This window comes from Streptomyces sp. NPDC001920 (assembly GCF_053594495.1).
On the sequence record NZ_JBSFEP010000010.1, the window covers coordinates 134,705 to 156,522 of the forward strand.

Sequence of the window (21,818 nt, forward strand, 5' to 3'; positions counted from 1 at the left end):
TCCGTAGTCGCCAGAAACACTTCAGCGAGGCTCCGAGAGCCTCAGACCCACTCCACCTCTGAGCGGATGCCCGAGGCCCCTCCCGGGCCCGTCAGAGGCGTACAAGGCCCACTCTGCTGCTCCTGCTGCCGGCGGCTCGAAGCCCCGACAGCAGCCAGCGCAGCCGCCACCTCGTCCTCACTCGCCCCCACCAGGGCATCCATCACCCGAACGAGTGCGTCACTCACCTCAGTGCTCGTGCCCGCTCGACGCCGGCGCGGCATTCTTGACCGTCAGAGGCAGCAGCTTCTTCCCGGTCGGGCCGATTTGTATGGCCGTATCCATCTGCGGGCACACCCCGCAGTCGAAGCACGGCGTCCAGCGGCAGTCCTCCACCTCGGTCTCGTCGAGGGCGTCCTGCCAGTCCTCCCAGAGCCAGTCCTTGTCGAGGCCCGAGTCGAGGTGGTCCCAGGGCAGGACCTCCTCGTAGCCGCGCTCGCGGGTGGTGTACCAGTCGACGTCGACGCCGAAGGGGGCCAGGGCCTTGTCGGCGCAGCTCATCCAGCGGTCGTAGGAGAAGTGCTCGCGCCAGCCGTCGAAGCGGCCGCCGTCGTCGTAGACCGCGCGGATGACGGCGCCGATGCGGCGGTCGCCACGGGAGAGGAGGCCCTCGACGATGCCGGGCTTGCCGTCGTGGTAGCGGAAGCCGATGGAGCGGCCGTACTTCTTGTCGCCGCGGATCTTGTCGCGGAGCTTCTCCAGGCGGGCGTCGGTCTCCTCGGCGCTCAGCTGCGGGGCCCACTGGAAGGGGGTGTGGGGCTTGGGGACGAAGCCGCCGATCGAGACGGTGCAGCGGATGTCGTTGGAGCGGGAGACCTCGCGGCCCTTGGCGATGACCTTGGTCGCCATGTCGGCGATCTGCAGGACGTCGTCGTCGGTCTCGGTCGGCAGGCCGCACATGAAGTACAGCTTCACCTGGCGCCAGCCGTTGCCGTAGGCGGTGGCGACCGTGCGGATCAGGTCGTCCTCCGAGACCATCTTGTTGATGACCTTGCGGATGCGCTCCGAGCCGCCTTCGGGGGCGAAGGTCAGCCCGGACCGGCGGCCGTTGCGGGTCAGCTCGTTCGCGAGGTCGATGTTGAAGGCGTCGACGCGGGTGGACGGCAGGGAGAGGCCGATCTTGTCTTCCTCGTAGCGGTCGGCCAGGCCCTTGGCGATGTCGCCGATCTCGCTGTGGTCCGCCGAGGACAGGGACAGCAGGCCGACCTCCTCGAAGCCCGTCGCCTTCAGACCCTTGTCGACCATGTCGCCGATGCCCGTGATCGAGCGCTCACGGACCGGGCGCGTGATCATGCCGGCCTGGCAGAAGCGGCAGCCGCGGGTGCAGCCGCGGAAGATCTCGACCGACATGCGCTCGTGGACCGTCTCGGCCAGGGGGACGAGGGGCTGCTTGGGGTAGGGCCACTCGTCCAGATCCATGACCGTGTGCTTGGACACGCGCCACGGCACACCGGACCTGTTCGGTACGACACGGGCGATACGGCCGTCGGGGAGGTACTCCACGTCGTAGAACGCGGGGATGTACACCGCGCCCGTCTTCGCCAGGCGGAAGAGGACCTCCTCGCGGCCACCGGGCCGGCCCTCCGCCTTCCACTCGCGGATGATCTTCGTCATGTCGAGCACGGCCTGCTCGCCGTCGCCGATGACGGCGGCGTCGATGAAGTCGGCGATCGGCTCGGGGTTGAAGGCGGCGTGGCCGCCCGCCAGGACGATCGGGTCGTCGATCGTGCGGTCCTTGGACTCCAGCGGGATGCCGGCCAGGTCCAGGGCCGTGAGCATGTTCGTGTAGCCCAGCTCGGTGGAGAAGGACAGGCCGAACACGTCGAAGGCCTTCACCGGCCGGTGGGTGTCCACCGTGAACTGCGGGACGCCGTGCTCCCGCATCAGGGCCTCCAGGTCCGGCCACACGCTGTAGGTGCGCTCGGCGAGGACGCCCTCCTGCTCGTTCAGGACCTCGTAAAGGATCATGACGCCCTGGTTGGGCAGCCCGACCTCGTACGCGTCCGGGTACATGAGCGCCCAGCGGACGTCACAGGACTCCCACGGCTTGACCGTGGAGTTGAGCTCTCCGCCGACGTACTGGATCGGCTTCTGCACATGCGGGAGCAGAGCTTCGAGCTGCGGAAACACGGACTCAGCGGCCGCAGCGGCTTCGGCAGACATCTCGCGAACCTTCGTGAGCTGGACTGAACTGACAGGGGTGACCATCTAGCCTAACGCGACCGCGACGGCCCCCAGCACGCTCAGACGCCGGCTCCGGCCTTCGCCCGTGCCCAGACCTCCGGCAGCGCCTCCTCGTCCGCCGCTGCGCGCTGCTCCTCCCGCGCGTACAGCAACCCGTACGTGAACGAGGGCTCCCCCGCCGCGTGCGCCTGCCGTGCGAGCTCCCGCAGCGCCTGCCGGGCCATCACGCTGTCCTGGTGGTCGCCCAGCAGGTTCTGCAGCTTCTTCATCGACCGCACCAGTTCGGCGGCCGGGTCGCCCAGCGCCGGGACCGCGGACTCCGCCGCGTACCGCGTCCGCTTGGCCCTCTTGCGTGCCTCGTGCAGCGCGAGGTCCCGGTCCTGCCCCGGTTCCAGTTCGAGCGCCTGCTCGACCAGCCGGGAGACCTTGGTGAAGTCCTTCCGCACGGCCTTGCTGATCACCTTCTTCGGTTTGCCGCCGGCCGCCTTCAGCAGGGGCGGGTCGGTGAGGAGGGCGTCAAGGGCTTCCAGCAGCCGCAGGTACCTCTCCCCGTCCAGCACCTTGACGAGCCGTCGTCGTGACCCCCCGCGCCTGGCGTACGACCAGGTGCGCAGCCGGGTGCGCACCGGTCCGGCCATCAGTGCCCGGGGCAGTTCGTCGACGGCGGACGTCAGCCGCTCGGTCAGCACCTCCTGGTCCCGGTCGGCCCCCAGCTCCCCGGCCAGCCACTTCAGCTCCTCGCCCACCGGGTCGGTCACCGCCCGGTCGAGGACCTTGCCGTAGGACTTCAGGGCGCTGCGCAACCGGCGGGTGGCGACCCTCATCCGGTGCACGGAGTCGGCCACGTCCCGCCGCACGGCCGGGTCGAGCGCGACGATGTCGTCCCGCTGGGCGCGGAGGTAGGCGAGGACGTGATCACCGGCGGTGACCGGCTCCTCGGTCGCGTCCGCCTTCTTGCCCCGCTTCTTCTTCGGTGTCGTCTCCGCCAGGGCGCGCTGCAGTTTCGAGGCGGACGAGGACGGCCGCACCCCCGCCTTCCTCAACCGCTTGTCGATCTTGTCGAGGAACGCCGGGTCACCGTCGTCCGCCAGTTCCACCTCGATCTCGGTCCACTGTGCGGTACGGCTCCCCCCGCTGAGGCGTTCGGCCAGTACGGCGTCCACGCTGACCTCGGCGAGCAGCCGCCCGTCGGCGTCCACGAGGTGCCGCACGTCGCGGTCGGAGCGCAGCCGGACCACGGGCACCAGGTCGGCGCCCCGGACGCGGGAGCGGACGAGGCCGGCGAGGCCGCGGGGCAGGGTGTCGGACAGCGGGGCCTGGATCTCGTCCCGTACGTCCTGGGCGACGGGAAACTTCAGATGCCAGCCCGCGTCGGACCCACCCGTTCTGCGGCGCAGCGTGACCGCCGAGGCGGCGAGGCGTTCGTCGGCGGTGTCGTAGTAGACGGCGTCCAGCTGCGCGACCCCCTTGTCGATGACGGCCGCGACCCCGGCGACGCCGGTCAGATCGGGCAGGCCGCTGTCATCGGATTCATACTTCCGCTCGATTTCGCGCTTGGTGTCCGCCATGACCTGAATCTAGTGGGAGTCTCGACGGGACGACAGGGTCTCCCTGCCTGAGCCCGGCCGGGCTCAGGCCGACATCGGCCGTTGCACCCGGATCGACTGCAGCAAGCCCACCGCCACCCACACCGCGAACATCGACGATCCGCCGTAGGACACGAACGGCAACGGCAGACCGGTCACCGGCATGATCCCGAGCGTCATCCCGATGTTCTCGAACGACTGGAAGGCGAACCACGCGACGATGCCCGCCGCCACGATCGTCCCGTACAGCTCGGTCGTCTCACGCGCGATACGGCAGGCCCGCCACAGGATCACGCCGAGCAGCAGGATGATCAGCCCGCCACCGACGAAGCCCAGCTCCTCGCCCGCCACGGTGAAGACGAAGTCGGTCTGCTGTTCGGGGACGAACTGTCCGGTCGTCTGCGAGCCGTGGAACAGCCCGGCACCGGTGAGCCCGCCCGAACCGATCGCGATACGCGCCTGGTTGGTGTTGTAGCCGACGCCCGCCGGATCGAGCTCCGGGTTGGCGAAGGCCGCGAAACGGGCGATCTGGTAGTCGTCCAGGACGCCCAGCTGCCAGACCGTGATCGCCCCCAAGGTGCCCGTGCCGATCAGGCCGAAGACCCAGCGGTTGGAGGCGCCGGACGCGAGCAGCACGCCCAGCACGATCACCACCATCACCATGACCGAGCCGAGGTCGGGCATGAGCAGCACGATCAGCATCGGCACCGCCGCCAGGCCCAGTGCCTGCACCACGGTGCGGTGGTCGGGGTACTGCTTGTCCCCCGCGTCCACTCTCGTCGCCAGCAGCATCGCCATGCCCAGGATGATCGTGACCTTCACGAACTCGGAGGGCTGCAGGGAGAAGCCGCCGGGGAGCTTGATCCAGGAGTGGGCGCCGTTGATGGTGGAGCCGAGCGGGGTGAGCACCAGCAGGATCAGGAAGACCGAGACGCCGTACAGGATCGGCACGGCCGTGCGCAGGGTGCGGTGGCCGAGCCAGACCGTGCCGACCATCAGGGCCAGGCCGATGCCGGTGTTCAGCAGATGGCGGACCAGGAAGTAGTACTGGTCGCCCTGGTTGAGCTCGGTGCGGTTGCGGGTCGCCGAGTACACCAGGAGCGTGCCGAGCATCGACAGGGCCAGCGCCGCCAGCAGTATCGGCCAGTCGAGCCGGCGGGCGAGCGAGTCGCGGGCGAACAGGCGGGTCCAGCCCGCCCGTTCGGGCCCGTACCCGGAGACCTGGAAGCTGTTGGCGCCGGTCATGTGAGCATCCTCCGGCTTCCCCGCCTGCGGTTCCCGTGCCGTCGGCGCCGGGTGTCCCGGTTCTCCGGCGTCGGCGTCGACACCGTCCCGGCGAGCTGCTGCCCGTCCGGCGCGTCGCTGCCCTTCTGACTGGCCCGCTGCTCCTTCGCCGGGTCCTTGCCGACCTTCGGCGAGGCGATGGTCCCGTCCGTCCGGACCTTCGGCAGGCTCTTCTGCGGCGTCGGCAGCAGCGCGTTCTTCTTGCTGATCGTGCCGTCGTCGGAGACGCCGTACAGCGCGTCGTAGATGTTGCGGACGGCCGGGCCCGAGGCCCCGGAGCCCGTACCACCCTGGGAGATCGTCATGACGACCGAGTAGTCCTTGGTGTACGTGGCGAACCACGAGGTCGTCTGCTTGCCGTAGACCTCCGCGGTACCGGTCTTGGCGTGCATCGGGATCTTGTCCTGGGGCCAGCCGACGTCCGCGAACCGCCAGGCGGCCGTACCGCGGGTGGCGACGCCGGCGAGGGCCTCGTCCATCTCGGCCAGCGTCTGCCTGCTTATGGGCAGCTTGCCGTGGGGCTTGGGCTTGATCTCCTGGACGGTCCTGCCGTCGGCGCTGATGATGGCCTTGCCGACGGTCGGGTCGTACAGGGTGCCGCCGTTGGAGATGGCCGCGTAGATGGTGGCCATCTGGATCGGGGTGACCAGGGTGTCGCCCTGTCCGATGGAGTAGTTGACGGAGTCACCGGCGCGCAGGCGGTTGCCTTCGAGGCAGTTCTCGTAGGCGATGCGCTCGGCGTACGAGCCGCCCTTCTTGCCGTAGCGGCACCAGGCGTCCTTGTTGGCCTTCCAGTAGTCCTGCTTCCACTTGCGGTCCGGGACGCGCCCGGTGACCTCGTTGGGCAGGTCGATGCCGGTCTCCGCGCCGAGGCCGAACTGGTGCGCCGTCTTGTAGAACCAGTCCTGGGCGTTCTTCTTCGGCTTGGTGCCGCCGTCGCGCTTCCACTCCTGGTGGGAGAGCCGGTAGAAGACGGTGTCGCAGGAGACCTCCAGGGCCCGGCCGAGGCTGATCGGGCCGTACCCCTTGGACTCGAAGTTCTTGAAGACCTGGCCGCCGATCGAGTACGAGCTGGAGCATTCGTACGGGCCGTTGAAGGAGTAGCCGGCGTTGACCGCGGCGGCCGTGGGGATCACCTTGAAGACCGAGCCGGGGGCGGACTGGCCCTGGATGGCGCGGTTGAGCAGCGGGTAGTTGGAGGACTTGCCGGTGAGCTTCTTGTAGTCCTTGGCGGAGATGCCCCCGACCCATGCGTTGGGGTCGTAGCTCGGGTTGGACGCCATGGCGACGATGCGACCGGTCTTGGCCTCCATCACCACGACCGCGCCCGAGTCGGCCTTGTACCGCTCGTTGGTGTTGCGGTCCCACTCCTTGCGGGCGTCCTTCATCGCCTGGTTCAGCTCGTACTCGGCGACCCGCTGCACCCGGGCGTCGATGCTGGTGACCAGGTTGGAGCCGGCCTGTGCCGGATCGGCCTTGGCCTGGCCGATCACCCGGCCCAGGTTGTCGACCTCGTAGCGGGTCACGCCCGCCTTGCCGCGCAGTTCCTTGTCGTACTGACGCTCCAGGCCCGAGCGTCCCACCTGGTCCGAACGCAGGTACGGCGAGTCGCTGTCCTGCGCCTTCTGGAGCTCCTCGTCGGTGACGGGCGAGAGATAGCCCAGTACCTGGGCGGTGTTGGCCGCACCCGGGCTCGGGTAGCGGCGCAGCGCCTGCGGCTCGGCGGTGATCCCGGGGAAGTCCTCCGCCCGCTCACGGATCTGCAGGGCCTGCTTGGGGGTGGCCTCGTCCGTGATCGGGATCGGCTGGTACGGCGAGCCGTTCCAGCACGGCTGCGGTGTCTCGGAGTCGCACAGCCGGACCTTGTCCATGACCTCCTTGGGCTTCATGCCCAGGACGCCGGCCAGCTTGGTCAGCACGCCCTTGCCGTCGTCCTTCATCTTCAGCAGGTCCGTACGCGAGGCCGAGACCACCAGTCGTGTCTCGTTGTCGGCGAGCGCCACTCCGCGCGCGTCCAGGATCGAACCGCGCACGGCCGGCTGGACGACCTGCTGGACGTGGTTGCCCGACGCCTCCTTGGCGTAGGCGTCTCCCTCGCGGATCTGCAGGTACCACAGGCGCCCGCCGAGCGTGCCGAGGAGAGAGAGGACGAGGATCTGGATCACGACGAGCCGGATCTGGACGCGTGGCGTCCGCCCCGTCTCGGGAATGTTGGTCACGTCTGTCGCTCCCCCTCTCAGCGTGTGGACGGATGGGCGTGCACGAATGACGACGGACTGTGTACGAGTGAGGAACGACCGGCCCTCGCGGCGCGGTTCCGCCGATCGTCACCCGTTGTGGTGAACTCCTGTGCGGTCACAGCCGCTTGACCCCCTTGATGCGTCCGGCACGCGCCGTCCGTGCCCGCACCGCCCTCACCTTCAGGCCGCCCAGCCCGCCGCGCTGGCCGCCGATGCGCAGGCCCGTGCCGCCGGAGAGCCAGCCGGAGGAGATGCTGGGCTTCTTCGCCTGGGAGTTGGACTCGGCGAGCGGGTCGTTCTCCGCGCGCCGCGCGAGCGCCATGATCCCGGGGACGACGAACGGCGCGAGCAGCAGGTCGTACAGCGCGGCCGTGAACAGCAGGCTGCCCAGGCCGACATGGCGGGCGGCGGTGTCGCCGACGAGGGCGCCGACACCGGCGTACAGCAGGGTCGAGCCGATCGCGGCGGCGACCACGACGACCATCGGTCCGGTGGCCGACTTCAGCCGGCCGTTCTCCGGCTTGGCGAGCCCGGCGAGGTAGCCGATGACGCACAGCACCAGTGCGTAGCGACCGGCGGCGTGGTCGGCCGGCGGGGCGAGGTCGGCGAGCAGTCCGGCCCCGAAGCCGACGAGGGCGCCGCCGACATGGCCGTAGACCAGAGCGAGGCCCAGCACCGTCAGGAGCATCAGGTCGGGTACGGCGCCCGGGAGGTGGAGCCGGGCGAGGACGCTGACCTGGATCACCAGGGCGACGACGACCAGCGAGGAGGAGAGCAGGATTCGGTTGACGCGCATCAGGCTTCAGCTCCTACTGCTCTTGCTCGTACTGGTTCTGGCCGTAGACCGGTGGCTCGTACGGCCCGTCGGCCTGCGGCTCGTTCTGACCCTCGGTCAGAGGGTCGGTGCTGCCGTCCGCCCGCGGCTGGTCCTGGCCGTCGCCCGGGGCTTCGGCGCCCGGGGTGACGGTGACCGTCACGGTCGGCCTGGGGGTCGGCTTCGGCTTGTCGGGGAGCACCGTGTCGCGCGGGTTCTTCGCGGGGGCCCGGACGACGACGCCGACGATGTCGAGCTTGCTGAACCCGACGTACGGCGTGACGTAGAGGGTGCGGGTCAGGTTGCCGCCGGACGGGTCGACGCGGGAGACGATGCCGACGGGGACACCGGGCACGAAGGGCTTGTCGGCCTGGGAGCCGAAGGTGACGAGGCGGTCGCCCTTCTTCACCTCGGCCTTGCCGTTGAGGAGTTCGACGCGCAGCGGCCGGTCGCCCTGGCCGGAGGCGAAGCCGAGTTCGTCGCTGGACTCCATACGGGTGCCGACGGTGAAGTCGGGGTCGTTGGCGAGGAGCACGGTCGCGGTGTTCGGGCCCACCGTCGTCACCCGCCCGACCAGGCCGTCCCCGTTGAGGACGGTCATGTCGCGCTGGATGCCGTCGTTGGCGCCGACGTCGATGGTGATCGTCCACGAGAAGCCCTGGGCCGCTCCTATGGCGATGACCTGGGCACCCTTGATGCCGTACTGACCCTCCCCGGCGATCTTGATCATCTTGTCGAGCTGCTTGAGCCTGCTGCGGTTGCGGTCGTCGCTGCCGAGCTCGGCCTTGAGGGCGGCGTTCTCCTGCTCCAGCCGGGCGAGCCGGTCGTGGCGCTCGCCCGAGTCGCGGATCGCGGCGACCGCGTTGCCGACCGGGTCGACCGCCGAGGACACACCGCTCTCGATCGGGCCGAAGACCGCGGCCGCGGCGGAGCGGGCGCCGTCGACAGGGGAGTCCTCACCGCCGCGGATGTCCACCGTGATCAGCGCGAAAGCGATGGCGATCAGCAGCACCAGGAGCAGCCGGCTCTCTCGTGTGTCCCTCACGTGCGGCGGCCGTGCCCTTCCTCATAGGAATTCGGGAAACCCCCGGGAATAACCGCAAAGGGTCCGTATGGGGGTTCGTACGTGTGGTTCGTATGCGGGTTTCGAGGCTCTTCGGAAGCTTATGCCTCTATATCAACGATCCGCCGTACGAGAGGGGGTCATCCCGTACGGCGGAATCGAAGAGTTACGTCATCTGCGCGGCTGGGCGTCCAGCACCTGCTGCAACGCCTCGAACTCCTCGACGCACTTGCCGGAGCCGAGCGCCACGCTGTCCAGCGGGTCCTCGGCGATGTGGATCGGCATGCCGGTCTCGCGCCGCAGCCGCTCGTCGAGACCGCGCAGCAGCGCTCCGCCGCCGGTCAGAACGATTCCGCGGTCCATGATGTCGCCGGACAGCTCGGGCGGGCACTTGTCGAGGGTTGTCTTCACCGCGTCCACGATCGCGTTGACCGGTTCCTCGATGGCCTTGCGTACCTCGGCCGCGGAGACGACGACGGTCTTCGGCAGCCCGGAGACGAGATCCCGGCCACGGATTTCGGTGTGTTCGTCAGCATCGAGGTCGTACGCCGAACCGATCGTGATCTTGATCTGCTCGGCCGTGCGCTCACCCAGCAGAAGGGAGTACTCCTTCTTGATGTGCTGGATGATCGCGTTGTCGAGCTCGTCGCCCGCGACGCGGATGGACTGGGCGGTGACGATGCCGCCGAGGGAGATGACCGCGACCTCCGTGGTGCCGCCGCCGATGTCGACCACCATGTTGCCCGTGGCCTCGTGGACCGGCAGGCCGGAGCCGATGGCCGCGGCCATGGGCTCCTCGATGATGTGCACCTGGCGGGCGCCGGCCTGGGACGACGCCTCGATGACGGCGCGGCGCTCGACACCGGTGATACCGGAGGGCACACAGACGACGACCCGCGGACGAGCCAGATACCGCCGCTTGTGGATCTTCAGGATGAAGTAGCGGAGCATCCGCTCGGTGATCTCGAAGTCGGCGATCACGCCGTCCTTCAGCGGACGTACGGCAACGATGTTGCCGGGCGTGCGCCCGATCATCTTCTTCGCTTCGGCACCGACCGCGAGGATGCCACCGGTGTTGGTGTTGATCGCGACCACGGACGGCTCGTTGAGTACGATCCCGCGACCCCTGACGTACACCAGCGTGTTGGCGGTCCCGAGGTCGACAGCCATGTCACGGCCGATGAACGACATTGAGTTCCCCATCAGGATTCGTCTGGCCTTCCTGGGAGCTTTTGACGGCTTTTCAGGTCGGCGAAGTGGGTGCTGTGACGTGAAGGCTTCCATCGTAGACGTGCCTTCGCGAACACTGCGGGAGGGTATTCGCCATTGTCATCAGATGGCGAGCCGCCCCGCTTGTGGAGACGGGCCATCGGGGGCACTCGTTCCCTCGATCGCCACGCATATGCCGCGGGGCGGCCGGCTTTCGCGACCGCCCCGGTTCGGGCCCGGTGTGGGGTTCAGGCGCGGCCCGGGAAGAAGATCTTCACCTCGCGCTCGGCGGACTCCTCGGAGTCGGAAGCGTGGATGAGGTTCTCGCGCACGATCACGCCGTAGTCACCACGGATGGAGCCGGGCGCCGCAGCGATGGGGTCGGTCGGGCCGGCGAGCTGGCGCAGCCCCTCGATGACCCGCTCGCCCTCGACGATCAGGGCGACGACCGGACCGGAGGCCATGAACTCCACCAACGGCTCGTAGAAGGGCTTGCCCTTGTGCTCGCCGTAGTGCTGCTCCAGCGTGTCCTGGTCCAGGGTGCGCAGCTCCAGCGCGGTGATCTGCCAGCCGGCCTTGCGCTCGATACGGCTGATGATCTCGCCGGTCAGGCCTCGACGGACGGCGTCGGGCTTGAGGAGGACGAGGGTGCGCTGGGTCACGGGAGGGCTCCTTCTTACTGCCGGTGGTGCGGTGGGATGAGGTTACAGGGCGTGTCCGGACCCTTGTTACGCAGCGTCAGCCGTGGAGGAGTCGCTCTGAGCGGCGAATCTCGCCTTCGCCTCGTCGACCTTCCTGCCGTAGTGCACCGAGGCCCACCACAGCGCCGCGAAGACCACGCCGAGGATGAACATCGTGGGGACGACGAAGCCGGAGGCGATGAGGGCGATCTGCAGGGCCCAGCCCAGGGCGACGCCACCGGGGCGGGTCACCAGGCCGCACAGCAGGACGCACAGGAACATCGCGACACCGCAGACCGTCCACACCTGCCCCATGGACAGGTCGGGGTCCTTCATGGCGACCAGACCGGCGAAGCCGATGACGAAGAACTCACCGATCAGGGTGGAGGAACAGAGCGTGCGCACGACTCAACCCTTCCCCAGCAGCAGCCGGGCCTCGCCGACCGTGATGACGGACCCGGTGACCAGCACTCCGCCACCCGCGAACTCGCCCTCCTCCTCGGCCAGCGTGATCGCGGCCTCCAGGGCGTCCGGCAGCCGCGGCTCGACCTGCACGCGCTCGTCACCGAAGACCTCGACGGCGATGGCGGCGAGCTCGTCGGCGTCCATGGCCCGGTGCGAGGAGTTCTGCGTGACGACGACCTCGGCGAAGATCGGCTCGAAGGCCTCCAGCAGCCCTCGGACGTTCTTGTCGCCGCTCGCGCCGACGACACCGATCAGCCGGCTGAAGTCGAAGGCCTCCCCCACGGCCTCGGCGGTGACCCGCGCGCCGGCCGGGTTGTGGGCGGCGTCGAGCACGACGGTCGGGGAGCGCCGTACGACCTCCATCCGCCCCGGCGAGGCGACGGCCGCGAACGCCTTGCGGACCGTGTCGATGTCCAGCGGCTCGGCACGGGCGGCACCGACACCGAAGAACGCCTCGACGGCGGCCAGGGCGACGGCGGCGTTGTGCGCCTGGTGCGCACCGTGCAGCGGCAGGTACACCTCGGGGTACTCACCGCCCAGTCCGCGCAGGGTGACCAGCTGGCCGCCGACGGCGACCTGCCGCGCCACGACGCCGAACTCCAGCCCCTCACGGGCCACGGTGGCGTCGACCTCCACGGCCTTCTTCAGCAGCACCTGGGCGGCGTCCACCGGCTGCTGGGCCATGATCACGGTGGCGCCCTGCTTGACGATGCCGGCCTTCTCCGCCGCGATCTCGCCCGGCGTCCCGCCCAGCCGATCGGTGTGGTCGAGGTCTATGGGGGTCACGACGGCGACGTCACCGTCGATGACGTTGGTGGCGTCCCAGGAGCCGCCCATCCCCACCTCGACGACCGCGACATCGACCGGCGCGTCCGCGAAGGCGGCGTACGCCATGCCGGTGAGCACCTCGAAGAAGGACAGACGGTACTCCTGGGAGGCGTCGACCATCTCGATGTACGGCTTGATGTCCTGGTACGTCTCGACGAAGCGCTCGGCGGAGATCGCGGCGCCGTCGAGGCTGATCCGCTCGGTGATCGACTGGACGTGCGGGGAGGTGTAGCGGCCGGTGCGCAGCTCGAAGGCGCCGAGGAGGGCCTCGATCATGCGGGCGGTCGACGTCTTGCCGTTCGTGCCCGTGATGTGGATCGAGGGGTACGACCGCTGCGGCTCGCCCAGCACGTCCATGAGCGCGGCGATGCGGGCGACGGAGGGCTCCAGCTTGGTCTCGCCCCAGCGTGTCGCCAACTCCGTCTCGACCTCGCGCAGGGCCTTGTCGACCTCGGGGTCCTCCGGGCGCGCGGGCACGTCGGCCTGCGGCGGGCCGCCCTGGGTGCGCAGGGTGCGGCTGCCGGCCTCGATGACGGCGAGGTCGGGGTCGCGGTCGGTCTCGGCCGCGATGATCTCTTCGAAGGAGTCGAGGGGGTCGGGCTCGTTCTGGTCGCTCACGGGGCCAGTCTACGGAGGGGGACTGACAGCGTGCCTTCGGAGTAGGGGCTGATGGCGTCGGGCGGCCGGTGGCCGACTGCGGCTGGTGGTGCGCACACCGCGCGGCCCTGTGTCCACAAGGCCCCGCGCCCCCGAGAGAGTCGGCGAAGGCCCCCGGCGCCGACAGCACCGAGGGCCTTCGTGATCGTACGCACCACTACGCCTGCGGCAGGCGCTCCAGCTGGGCGGCGATCCGGGCGATGTCCTCGTCGGCCTTCGCCAGCCGCGTACGGATCTTGTCCACCACCTGGTCCGGCGCCTTCGCCAGGAACGCCTCGTTGCCGAGCTTGGCCGTCGCCTGGGCCTTCTCCTTCTCGGCGGCGGCGAGGTCCTTGGCCAGGCGCTTGCGTTCGGCCGCGACGTCGATCGCGCCGGAGAGGTCCAGCGCGACCTCCGCACCCGCGACCGGCAGCGTCGCCGTGGCCGAGAACTCCTCGCCCTCCGGCTGCAGGCGCAGCAGCTGGCGGATGGCCGGCTCGTGCGGGGCGAGCGCGGTGCCGTCCAGCGTCAGGCGGGCCGGGACCCGCTGGCCCGGCTGCAGTCCCTGGTCGGCGCGGAAGCGGCGGACCTCGGTGATGACCTGCTGGAGGACGGCGATCTCCTGCTCCGCCGCCTCGTCCCTGAAGCCGCTGTCCGTCGGCCACTCGGCGACGACCACGGACTCACCGCCGGTGAGCGTGGTCCACAGGGTCTCCGTGACGAACGGGACCACCGGGTGCAGCAGCTTCAGCGTGACGTCCAGGACCTCGCCGAGGACGCGCTTGGAGACCTCGGCACCCTCGCCGCCCGCGGCGAACGTCGTCTTGGACAGCTCGACGTACCAGTCGAAGACCTCGTCCCACGCGAAGTGGTACAGGGCGTCCGAGAGCTTGGCGAACTGGAAGTCCTCGTAGAACGCGTCGACGTCGGCGACCGTCTTGTTGAGGCGGGAGAGGATCCAGCGGTCCGTCGCCGACATGGCGGCCGGGTCGGGAAGCGGGCCCTCGACGGTGGCGCCGTTCATCAGCGCGAAGCGCGTGGCGTTCCAGATCTTGTTGGCGAAGTTCCGCGACGCCTGGACCCAGTCCTCGCCGATCGGCACGTCGGTGCCGGGGTTGGCGCCGCGGGCGAGGGTGAAGCGGACGGCGTCGGAGCCGTACTTGTCCATCCAGTCGAGCGGGTCGACGACGTTGCCGAAGGACTTCGACATCTTCTTGCCGCGCTCGTCGCGGACCAGGCCGGTCAGCGCGATGGTCTTGAACGGAACCTCGCCGTCCATCGCGTACAGGCCGAACATCATCATCCGGGCGACCCAGAAGAAGATGATGTCGTGGCCGGTGAGGAGGACGTCGGTGGAGTAGAACTTCCGCAGGTCCTCGGTCTGTTCGGGCCAGCCCAGGGTGGAGAACGGCCACAGGCCGGACGAGAACCAGGTGTCGAGGACGTCCGTGTCCTGCGTCCAGCCCTCACCCGTCGGCGGCTCCTCGTCCGGGCCGACGCAGACGATCTCGCCGTTCGGGCCGTACCAGATCGGGATGCGGTGGCCCCACCACAACTGGCGCGAGATGCACCAGTCGTTCATGTTGTCGACCCAGTCGAAGTAGCGCTTCGACATGTCCTCCGGGTGGATCTTCACCCGGCCGTCGCGGACCGCGTCACCGGCGGCCTTGGCGAGCGGGCCGACCTTGACCCACCACTGCATGGACAGGCGCGGCTCGATGGTGGTCTTGCAGCGCGAGCAGTGGCCGACGGAGTGGACGTACGGGCGCTTCTCGGCGACGATCCGGCCCTGCGAGCGCAGCGCGCCGACGATGGCGGCGCGGGCCTCGAAGCGGTCCAGGCCCTGGAACGGGCCGTGCGCGGTGATGACCGCCCGCTCGTCCATGACGGTGATGGACTCCAGGCCGTGCCGCTGGCCGATCGCGAAGTCGTTCGGGTCGTGGGCCGGGGTCACCTTGACGGCGCCGGTGCCGAACTCGGGGTCGACGTGGCTGTCGGCGACGACCGGGATGTGGCGGTCGGTCAGCGGCAGCTTGATGCGCTTGCCGATCAGGTGCCGGTAGCGCTCGTCGTCGGGGTGGACGGCGACGGCGGTGTCACCGAGCATGGTCTCGGCACGGGTCGTGGCGACGACGAGGGTCTCGTCCCCCTCGCCGTACTTGATGGAGACGAGCTCGCCGTCGTCCTCCTGGTACTCGACCTCGATGTCGGAGATGGCCGTCAGACAGCGCGGGCACCAGTTGATGATGCGCTCGGCGCGGTAGATCAGCTCGTCCTCGTACAGCTTCTTGAAGATGGTGAGGACGGCCTTGGACAGCCCCTCGTCCATGGTGAACCGCTCGCGGCTCCAGTCGACGCCGTCGCCGAGGCGCCGCATCTGGCCGAGGATCTTCCCGCCGTACTCCTCCTTCCACTGCCAGACGCGCTCGACGAACGGCTCACGGCCGAGGTCGTGCCGGGACTTGCCCTCCTCGGCGAGCTGCTGCTCGACCTTGTTCTGCGTGGCGATACCGGCGTGGTCCATGCCCGGCAGCCACAGCGACTCATAGCCCTGCATGCGCTTGCGGCGGGTGAGGGCGTCCATGAGCGTGTGCTGGAAGGCGTGCCCGAGGTGCAGGCTGCCCGTGACGTTCGGCGGCGGGATGACGATGGTGTACGCGGGCTTCTCGCTCTTCGCGTCGGCCTCGAAGTAACCCCGCTCCACCCAGCGCTCGTACAGCGGCCCCTCTACGTCGGCCGGCGCGTACTGGGTCGGCAGTTCGGTGTCGGGCGCTGGTGGCTGCTGCTGAGCGTTCTCGGTCACGGGCTCAGTTTAGGGGTGTCCCGGGCGTGTCCCGAAACGCGTTTGTTCTGTAACGGTGCGCCCCCCGATGCCGTGCGTCCATTGGCTTTGCGCCAGGATGTCGTGAACGCATAAGCATCTGGAGGGGAACCCAGAAATGAGCTACAACCAGCCGGGCCCGTACGGCGGGCAGCCCCAGCAGCCCGGCCCGTACGGCCAGCCGGGTCCGTACGGCCAGCCGCCGCAGGCACCCCAGCCCGGCTACGGCTACCCCCAGCAGGCTCCCCCGCCCCAGCCCCAGCCCGGTTACGGCTACCCGCAGCAGGCCCCGGGCGTCCCGCCCCAGCAGCCGAACCCGTACGGCCAGCAGCCCCAGCCCCCCTACGGACAGCAGCCCCAGCCGCCGTACGGCCAGGCCCCGTACGGGATGCCCCAGCCGCCGGCGCCGGGTGGCGGCGGCAAGAAGGCCGGCCTGATCATCGGCGCGGTGGCCGTCGTGGCCGCGATCGGTGTGGGGGCGTACTTCGTGTTCGGCGCGAGCGGCGGAGCGGGCGGCCTTGAGGACGACGGGGCGCACAAGCTGGCGACGCCGGAGAAGCTGCTCGGCGAGTACACGCGGGCCACCAAGGACGGCCAGACGTCGAGTGGCGGCAGCGGCGACGACCCCGTGTCGGAACTGGAGAAGAGCGGCGTCAAGAACGCCACGACCGTACTCGGCGGCTACTCGACCACCGACCTCTCCGACTTCGACCCCAGCGACCCGAACAGCAAGGCGCCCGACCTGACCGAGCTGGCGACCTCCAGGGGCATCACGTACGTAGGTGCCTACGGTGAGATCTCCGACCCGGAGAAGGCCCTGGACGCCTTCTTCGCGAGTATCAAGAAGTCGTCCGAGCAGAGCTCCTCCTCCAGCAGCACTCCCAAGACCGAACTGGTCGGCGACCCTGAGGAAGCCGACATCGACGGCGCGGTCATGAAGTGCCAGGCCGCCAAGGGCCAGGACTTCGTGACGAAGAAGCAGAAGACCAACTGGTTCTGCGTCTGGGCCGACTACAGCACCCTCACCATGGTGCAGCCCAACGACGCCACCAAGGACATCACCAAGGACGTGGCCGTCGACATCACGTCGAAGGTGCGCCAGGAGATCCGCGTCAAGGCCTGACACCGTACGCCTCGACGACGAAGGGGCCCCGGTCGGTCGACCGGGGCCCCTTCGGGCGTACGGGTTCGGCTACGCCGACTTCTGCTCGCCCGGACCGCGGCGCGCGTCCCGCGGGATCAGCGTCGGGTTCACGTTCGAGTGGACGACGTCGGCGGTGATGACGACACGGGCCACGTCCTTGCGGGACGGGATCTCGTACATCACGCCCTGCAGCACCTCCTCCATGATGGCGCGCAGACCGCGTGCGCCGGTCTGGCGGAGGATGGCCTGGTCGGCGATGGCCTCCAGGGCCTCTCGCTCGAAGTCGAGCTCGACGCCGTCGAGTTCGAAGAGACGCTGGTACTGCTTCACCAGCGCGTTGCGGGGCTCGACCAGGATCTGGAGGAGTGCCTCGCGGTCCAGGTTGTGCACGCTCGTGATGACGGGCAGTCGGCCGATGAACTCGGGGATCATGCCGAACTTGACCAGGTCCTCCGGCATGACGTCCTCGAACTGGTCCTTGGCCTCCAGCTCGCGCTTGGAGCGGATCGTCGCGCCGAACCCGATGCCCTTGGCGCCGGCCCGGGACTCGATGATCTTCTCCAGGCCCGCGAACGCGCCGCCCACGATGAACAGGACGTTCGTCGTGTCGATCTGGATGAACTCCTGGTGCGGGTGCTTACGGCCGCCCTGCGGCGGGACCGAGGCGGTGGTGCCCTCAAGGATCTTCAGCAGGGCCTGCTGGACGCCCTCGCCGCTCACGTCCCGGGTGATCGACGGATTTTCACTCTTGCGCGCGACCTTGTCGATCTCGTCGATGTAGATGATCCCGGTCTCGGCCTTCTTGACGTCGTAGTCGGCCGCCTGGATCAGCTTCAGGAGGATGTTCTCGACGTCCTCGCCGACGTATCCGGCCTCCGTCAGCGCCGTGGCGTCGGCGATGGCGAAGGGGACGTTCAGCATGCGCGCCAGGGTCTGGGCGAGGAGTGTCTTGCCGGAGCCGGTGGGGCCGAGCAGCAGGATGTTGGACTTCGCCAACTCGATGGCGTCGTCACGGCCTTGGGCGCCGCCGTTCTCGCCGGCCTGGACGCGCTTGTAGTGGTTGTAGACGGCGACGGAGAGCGCCTTCTTGGCCGCTTCCTGGCCGACCACGTAGCCCTCGAGGAACTCGTAGATCTCGCGCGGCTTGGGGAGTTCCTCCCAGCGGACCTCACTGGTCTCCGCGAGCTCTTCCTCGATGATCTCGTTGCAGAGATCGATGCACTCGTCGCAGATGTACACACCAGGGCCTGCGATGAGCTTCTTGACCTGCTTCTGGCTCTTGCCGCAGAACGAGCACTTGAGCAGATCGCCGCCGTCACCGATGCGTGCCACGGTGTGCTTCCCCTTCGCCTGGGAGACGACTGGACATTTCGGATCCAGCGGCTCCTGGTGCTGCCTTATGTCGACGGTACCTTGCCTGGCCCCCCGTTCGGGCCCCCCTTGGCGCGGTTCACTTTGACGTGCACCGTCCCAAACCGTGCCAAGGGGCAGCAGACAATACCGGGTCCGCGTCAGCGAACGTCGGCGTTGTTCATCTTCCGCGTGGAGATGATCTGGTCGATCAGCCCGTACGACAGCGCGTCCTCGGCCGTGAGGATCTTGTCGCGCTCGATGTCCTCACGGATCTTCTCGATCGGCGTGGTGGAGTGCTTGGCCAGCATCTCCTCCAGCTGCGAGCGCATCCGGAGGATCTCGTTGGCGGCGATCTCCAGGTCGGAGACCTGGCCGCGGCCGGTCTCGCTGTACGGCTGGTGGATCAGCACGCGGGCGTTCGGCAGCGCCATGCGCTTTCCGGGCGTGCCCGCGGCCAGCAGGATGGCGGCGGCGGAGGCCGCCTGGCCCATGCAGACCGTCTGGATGTCCGGCTTCACGAACTGCATCGTGTCGTAGATGGCCGTGAGCGCGGTGAAGGAGCCGCCCGGGCTGTTGATGTAGACCGAGATGTCCCGGTCGGGGTCCATCGACTCCAGGCACAGCAGCTGCGCCATGACGTCGTTGGCGGAGGCGTCGTCGATCTGCACGCCGAGGAAGATCACGCGCTCCTCGAAGAGCTTCGCGTACGGGTCGTACTCACGGATGCCCTGCGAGGTGCGCTCGACGAAGCGGGGGATCACGTAGCGGGACTCGGCGGCGGGCCCGGTGTACTCGGCACGCGTGCGGTCGTACAGGCCGCTGCCGGGGAAGTCGTTCACTGTCTGTCTCCTAGGGGCTGAGGCGGTCGGCTGGGGGCTGTGCGGGGGCGCTGTGGCCATCCGCTGGGGCTCAGGCCCCGGTGCCGCCGCCGCCCGGCATGCCGGCGGCCGTGGCGATCACGTCGTCGATGAGGCCGTACTCCTTGGCCTCGAAGGCGTCGAACCAGCGGTCGCGGTCCGAGTCCCGGGTGATCTGCTCGACCGACTGGCCGGTGTGCTGGGACGTCAGCTCGGCCATGCGCTTCTTCGTGTGCAGCAGCCGCTCAGCGTGGATCTTGATGTCGGAGGCCGAGCCGGCCAGGCCCGCGGAGGGCTGGTGGATCAGGATCTCGGCGTTCGGCAGCGCGAAGCGCTTGCCCGGGGTGCCCGCGCTGAGCAGGAACTGGCCCATCGAGGCGGCGAGGCCCATGGCGATGGTCACCACGTCGTTCTTGATGTACTGCATGGTGTCGTAGATCGCCATACCGGCCGTGATCGAACCGCCCGGGCTGTTGATGTACAGGTAAATGTCCTTGTCCGGGTCGGCGGCAAGGAGCAGCAGCTGTGCGGTGATCTTGTTCGCAATGTCGTCGTCGACCGGCTGGCCGAGGAAGATGATCCGCTCGTTGAGCAGCCGGTTGTAGACATGGTCGCCGAGGCCACCGCCGATGGAAGGCTCGCCGGCGGCGGAGGGCATCAGATTCGTCACGTATCCACCTGCTCGTCTTACGACGGCGCCGGGCCGTCTCACGTGTCCTGCTTGGGCAACGGGGACTCCCCTGCCCTCATACTCATGGACCCTAACGCGGTGGCCCTGTGCCGCAATCCCGGTTCCGGGAGTGTTCGCTGTGAGCGCATGCGACGCGCTGTGCGGGCCGCTGCCCACCCGTACGGCAACAGAAGGGCCCCGGGGCGTCACACCGTCCCCGGGGCCGTTCCTGCGAGCTACAAGGTGCCGTGGGCTCAGCCCTCGGACTTCTCCTCGTCGGAGGCGTCGGCGGTGCCCTCGGCGGCCTCGACCGTCTCGGTGGCCTGCTCGACCTCGTCCTCGTCGGTCATGTCGATGACCTCGCCGTTGGTGTCCTTGACCGTGGCCTTCTCGACCACGACGGCCAGGGCCTTGCCGCGGGCGACCTCGCCGACCAGGAGCGGAACCTGGCCGCCCTCGACGACCGCCTGGGCGAACTGGTCGGGGGACATGCCGGAGGAGGCGGCGCGACGCATGAGGTGCTCGGTGAGCTCCTCCTGGTTGACGTTCAGCTTCTCCTGCTTGACGAGCTCGTCGAGGACGAACTGCGTCTTGATGCCCTTGACCGCGGCTTCCTTGGTCTCGGCGTCGAACTCCTCGACCGTCTTGCCCTGGATCTCGAGGTACTTCTCGAGGTCGAGGCCCATCTGGCCGAGCTGGTGGTGCTCCAGGTTGTGCTTGCGGGTGTTGATCTCGTCCTCGAGCAGCTTCTCGGGGACGGGCACCTCGACGAGCTCCAGCAGCTTCTCCAGGACGCGCTCCTGGGCCTGCGTGGCCTGGTCGTACTGCTTCATGTTCTCAAGGCGCTTGCGGCTGTCGGCCTTCAGCTCCTCGAGGGTGTCGAACTCGGAGGCGAGCTGCGCGAACTCGTCGTCCAGCTCGGGCAGTTCGCGGGCGGCGACCTGGGTGACCTTGACGGTGACCTCGGCCTCCTTGCCGGCCGCGGAGCCGCCCTTGAGCTCGGAGGTGAAGGTGGCCTCGGCGCCCGCCTCCAGGCCCTTCACGGCGTCGTCGATGCCGTCCAGCAGCTCGCCGGAGCCGATCGTGTAGGAGACGCCCTCGGCGACGCCGTCCTCCAGGACCTCGCCGTCGACCTTGGCCTGCAGGTCGATGGTGACGACGTCGCCGTCCTCGGCGGCGCGCTCGACCGGGGAGGTGGAGGCGAAGCGCTCACGCAGCTGCTCGACGGACTTCTCGACGTCCTCGTCGGTGACCTCGACCGCGTCGACCTCGACCTCGATGCCGGAGTAGTCCGGGATCTCGATGGCGGGGCGGACGTCGACCTCGGCGGTGAAGTTCAGCGTCTCGCCGTCCTTCAGCTCGGTGATGTCGACCTCGGGCTGGCCCAGGACGTTGAGCTCGGCCTCGTTGACCGCCTCGGTGTAGAACTTCGGGAGCGCGTCGTTGACGGCCTCCTCCAGCACGGCGCCGCGGCCGAACCGCTGGTCGATGACGCGGGCCGGGATCTTGCCCTTGCGGAAGCCCTTCACCGTGACCTGCTGGTTGATCTTCTTGTACGCCGCGTCGAGGCTGTCCTTGAGCTCCTCGAAGGGCACCTCGACAGTGAGCCGAACCCGGGTCGGGTTCAGGGTCTCCACGGCGCTCTTCACGGTTCGGTCTCCTTGTGGCTGACTTCTTGGGTTCTGCCGGAGCCAGACTGGTCCGGCAAATTCGCCGCCCGGAGGACTTCGTGACTTCGTACGGAGAGACACACGGGCGTGCAGCTTGCATAGTAACGGCAGCGGCGAGACGCCCCCAAAGGCGATCACGGGGCGCGATCGCACGAGGTCGCCGCGCATGTGGCCGGGCGTCGACCGGTCGTGGTCGGGGTGGCGGGATTTGAACCCACGGCCTTCCGCTCCCAAAGCGGACGCGCTACCAAGCTGCGCCACACCCCGTGCTGGTG

The 21,818-nt window shown here is 68.9% G+C and carries 16 protein-coding genes and 1 tRNA gene; 1 reads left to right on the plus strand and 16 read right to left on the minus strand.

Annotated features, from left to right (window positions below):
* Positions 1–228: 228 nt before the first annotated feature.
* The 11 genes from ACWCPI_RS18730 to ACWCPI_RS18780 form a co-directional block, all read right to left on the minus strand.
* Complete coding sequence (locus ACWCPI_RS18730; protein ID WP_451039153.1) at positions 229–2,202, minus strand: TIGR03960 family B12-binding radical SAM protein; 1,974 nt, start codon at positions 2,200–2,202, stop codon at positions 229–231.
* A gap of 80 nt (positions 2,203–2,282) precedes the next feature.
* Complete coding sequence (locus ACWCPI_RS18735) at positions 2,283–3,791, minus strand: CYTH and CHAD domain-containing protein (RefSeq protein ID WP_451039154.1); 1,509 nt, start codon at positions 3,789–3,791, stop codon at positions 2,283–2,285.
* 63 nt (positions 3,792–3,854) lie between these two features.
* The gene (rodA, locus tag ACWCPI_RS18740; RefSeq protein ID WP_388799267.1) at positions 3,855–5,054 is read right to left on the minus strand and encodes a rod shape-determining protein RodA; all 1,200 of its coding nucleotides are present in this window, start codon (positions 5,052–5,054) and stop codon (positions 3,855–3,857) included.
* Positions 5,051–7,312 (minus strand): penicillin-binding protein 2, encoded by a 2,262-nt coding sequence (gene mrdA, locus ACWCPI_RS18745; protein WP_451039155.1) that lies wholly within the window; start codon positions 7,310–7,312, stop codon positions 5,051–5,053. Before mrdA ends, rodA begins: the two co-directional genes overlap by 4 nt.
* 136 nt (positions 7,313–7,448) lie before the next feature.
* Positions 7,449–8,129: a rod shape-determining protein MreD gene (gene mreD, locus ACWCPI_RS18750; protein ID WP_451039156.1), complete on the minus strand. Its 681-nt coding sequence runs from the start codon at positions 8,127–8,129 to the stop codon at positions 7,449–7,451.
* 13 nt (positions 8,130–8,142) lie between these two features.
* Positions 8,143–9,192, minus strand: a complete 1,050-nt coding sequence (mreC, locus tag ACWCPI_RS18755) for a rod shape-determining protein MreC (RefSeq protein ID WP_451039157.1) — start codon at positions 9,190–9,192, stop codon at positions 8,143–8,145.
* A gap of 189 nt (positions 9,193–9,381) precedes the next feature.
* On the minus strand, positions 9,382–10,401 hold the full coding sequence (locus tag ACWCPI_RS18760) for a rod shape-determining protein (RefSeq protein ID WP_019756228.1): 1,020 nt from the start codon (positions 10,399–10,401) through the stop codon (positions 9,382–9,384).
* 266 nt (positions 10,402–10,667) lie between these two features.
* Complete coding sequence (ndk, locus tag ACWCPI_RS18765; protein ID WP_019756227.1) at positions 10,668–11,081, minus strand: nucleoside-diphosphate kinase; 414 nt, start codon at positions 11,079–11,081, stop codon at positions 10,668–10,670.
* A 66-nt stretch (positions 11,082–11,147) separates the two neighbouring features.
* Positions 11,148–11,504, minus strand: a complete 357-nt coding sequence (locus ACWCPI_RS18770) for a DUF4233 domain-containing protein (protein ID WP_451039158.1) — start codon at positions 11,502–11,504, stop codon at positions 11,148–11,150.
* A 3-nt stretch (positions 11,505–11,507) separates the two neighbouring features.
* Entirely contained in the window at positions 11,508–13,010 is a 1,503-nt protein-coding gene (gene folC / locus ACWCPI_RS18775) for a bifunctional tetrahydrofolate synthase/dihydrofolate synthase (protein WP_451039159.1), read from the minus strand.
* 196 nt (positions 13,011–13,206) lie between these two features.
* Positions 13,207–15,831: a valine--tRNA ligase gene (locus ACWCPI_RS18780; RefSeq protein WP_451039160.1), complete on the minus strand. Its 2,625-nt coding sequence runs from the start codon at positions 15,829–15,831 to the stop codon at positions 13,207–13,209.
* Between the two features lie 136 nt (positions 15,832–15,967).
* Here ACWCPI_RS18780 and ACWCPI_RS18785 point away from each other — a divergent pair, with 136 nt between their 5' ends.
* The gene (locus ACWCPI_RS18785; RefSeq protein WP_451039161.1) at positions 15,968–16,972 is read left to right on the plus strand and encodes a hypothetical protein; all 1,005 of its coding nucleotides are present in this window, start codon (positions 15,968–15,970) and stop codon (positions 16,970–16,972) included.
* A gap of 69 nt (positions 16,973–17,041) precedes the next feature.
* Here the strand turns inward: ACWCPI_RS18785 and clpX are convergent, their stop codons facing one another.
* From clpX to ACWCPI_RS18810, 5 genes are all read right to left on the minus strand, one after another.
* Positions 17,042–18,325: an ATP-dependent Clp protease ATP-binding subunit ClpX gene (clpX, locus tag ACWCPI_RS18790; protein ID WP_030967070.1), complete on the minus strand. Its 1,284-nt coding sequence runs from the start codon at positions 18,323–18,325 to the stop codon at positions 17,042–17,044.
* A 179-nt stretch (positions 18,326–18,504) separates the two neighbouring features.
* Positions 18,505–19,185: an ATP-dependent Clp protease proteolytic subunit gene (locus ACWCPI_RS18795; protein WP_383410748.1), complete on the minus strand. Its 681-nt coding sequence runs from the start codon at positions 19,183–19,185 to the stop codon at positions 18,505–18,507.
* Positions 19,186–19,255: 70 nt separating this feature from the next.
* The gene (locus tag ACWCPI_RS18800; protein WP_031476850.1) at positions 19,256–19,861 is read right to left on the minus strand and encodes an ATP-dependent Clp protease proteolytic subunit; all 606 of its coding nucleotides are present in this window, start codon (positions 19,859–19,861) and stop codon (positions 19,256–19,258) included.
* A 266-nt stretch (positions 19,862–20,127) separates the two neighbouring features.
* A complete protein-coding gene (tig, locus tag ACWCPI_RS18805; RefSeq protein WP_019756768.1) occupies positions 20,128–21,522 on the minus strand; it encodes a trigger factor in 1,395 nt (464 codons plus the stop codon).
* A 211-nt stretch (positions 21,523–21,733) separates the two neighbouring features.
* Positions 21,734–21,810: transfer RNA gene (locus ACWCPI_RS18810), tRNA-Pro, on the minus strand.
* Positions 21,811–21,818 lie beyond the last annotated feature (8 nt).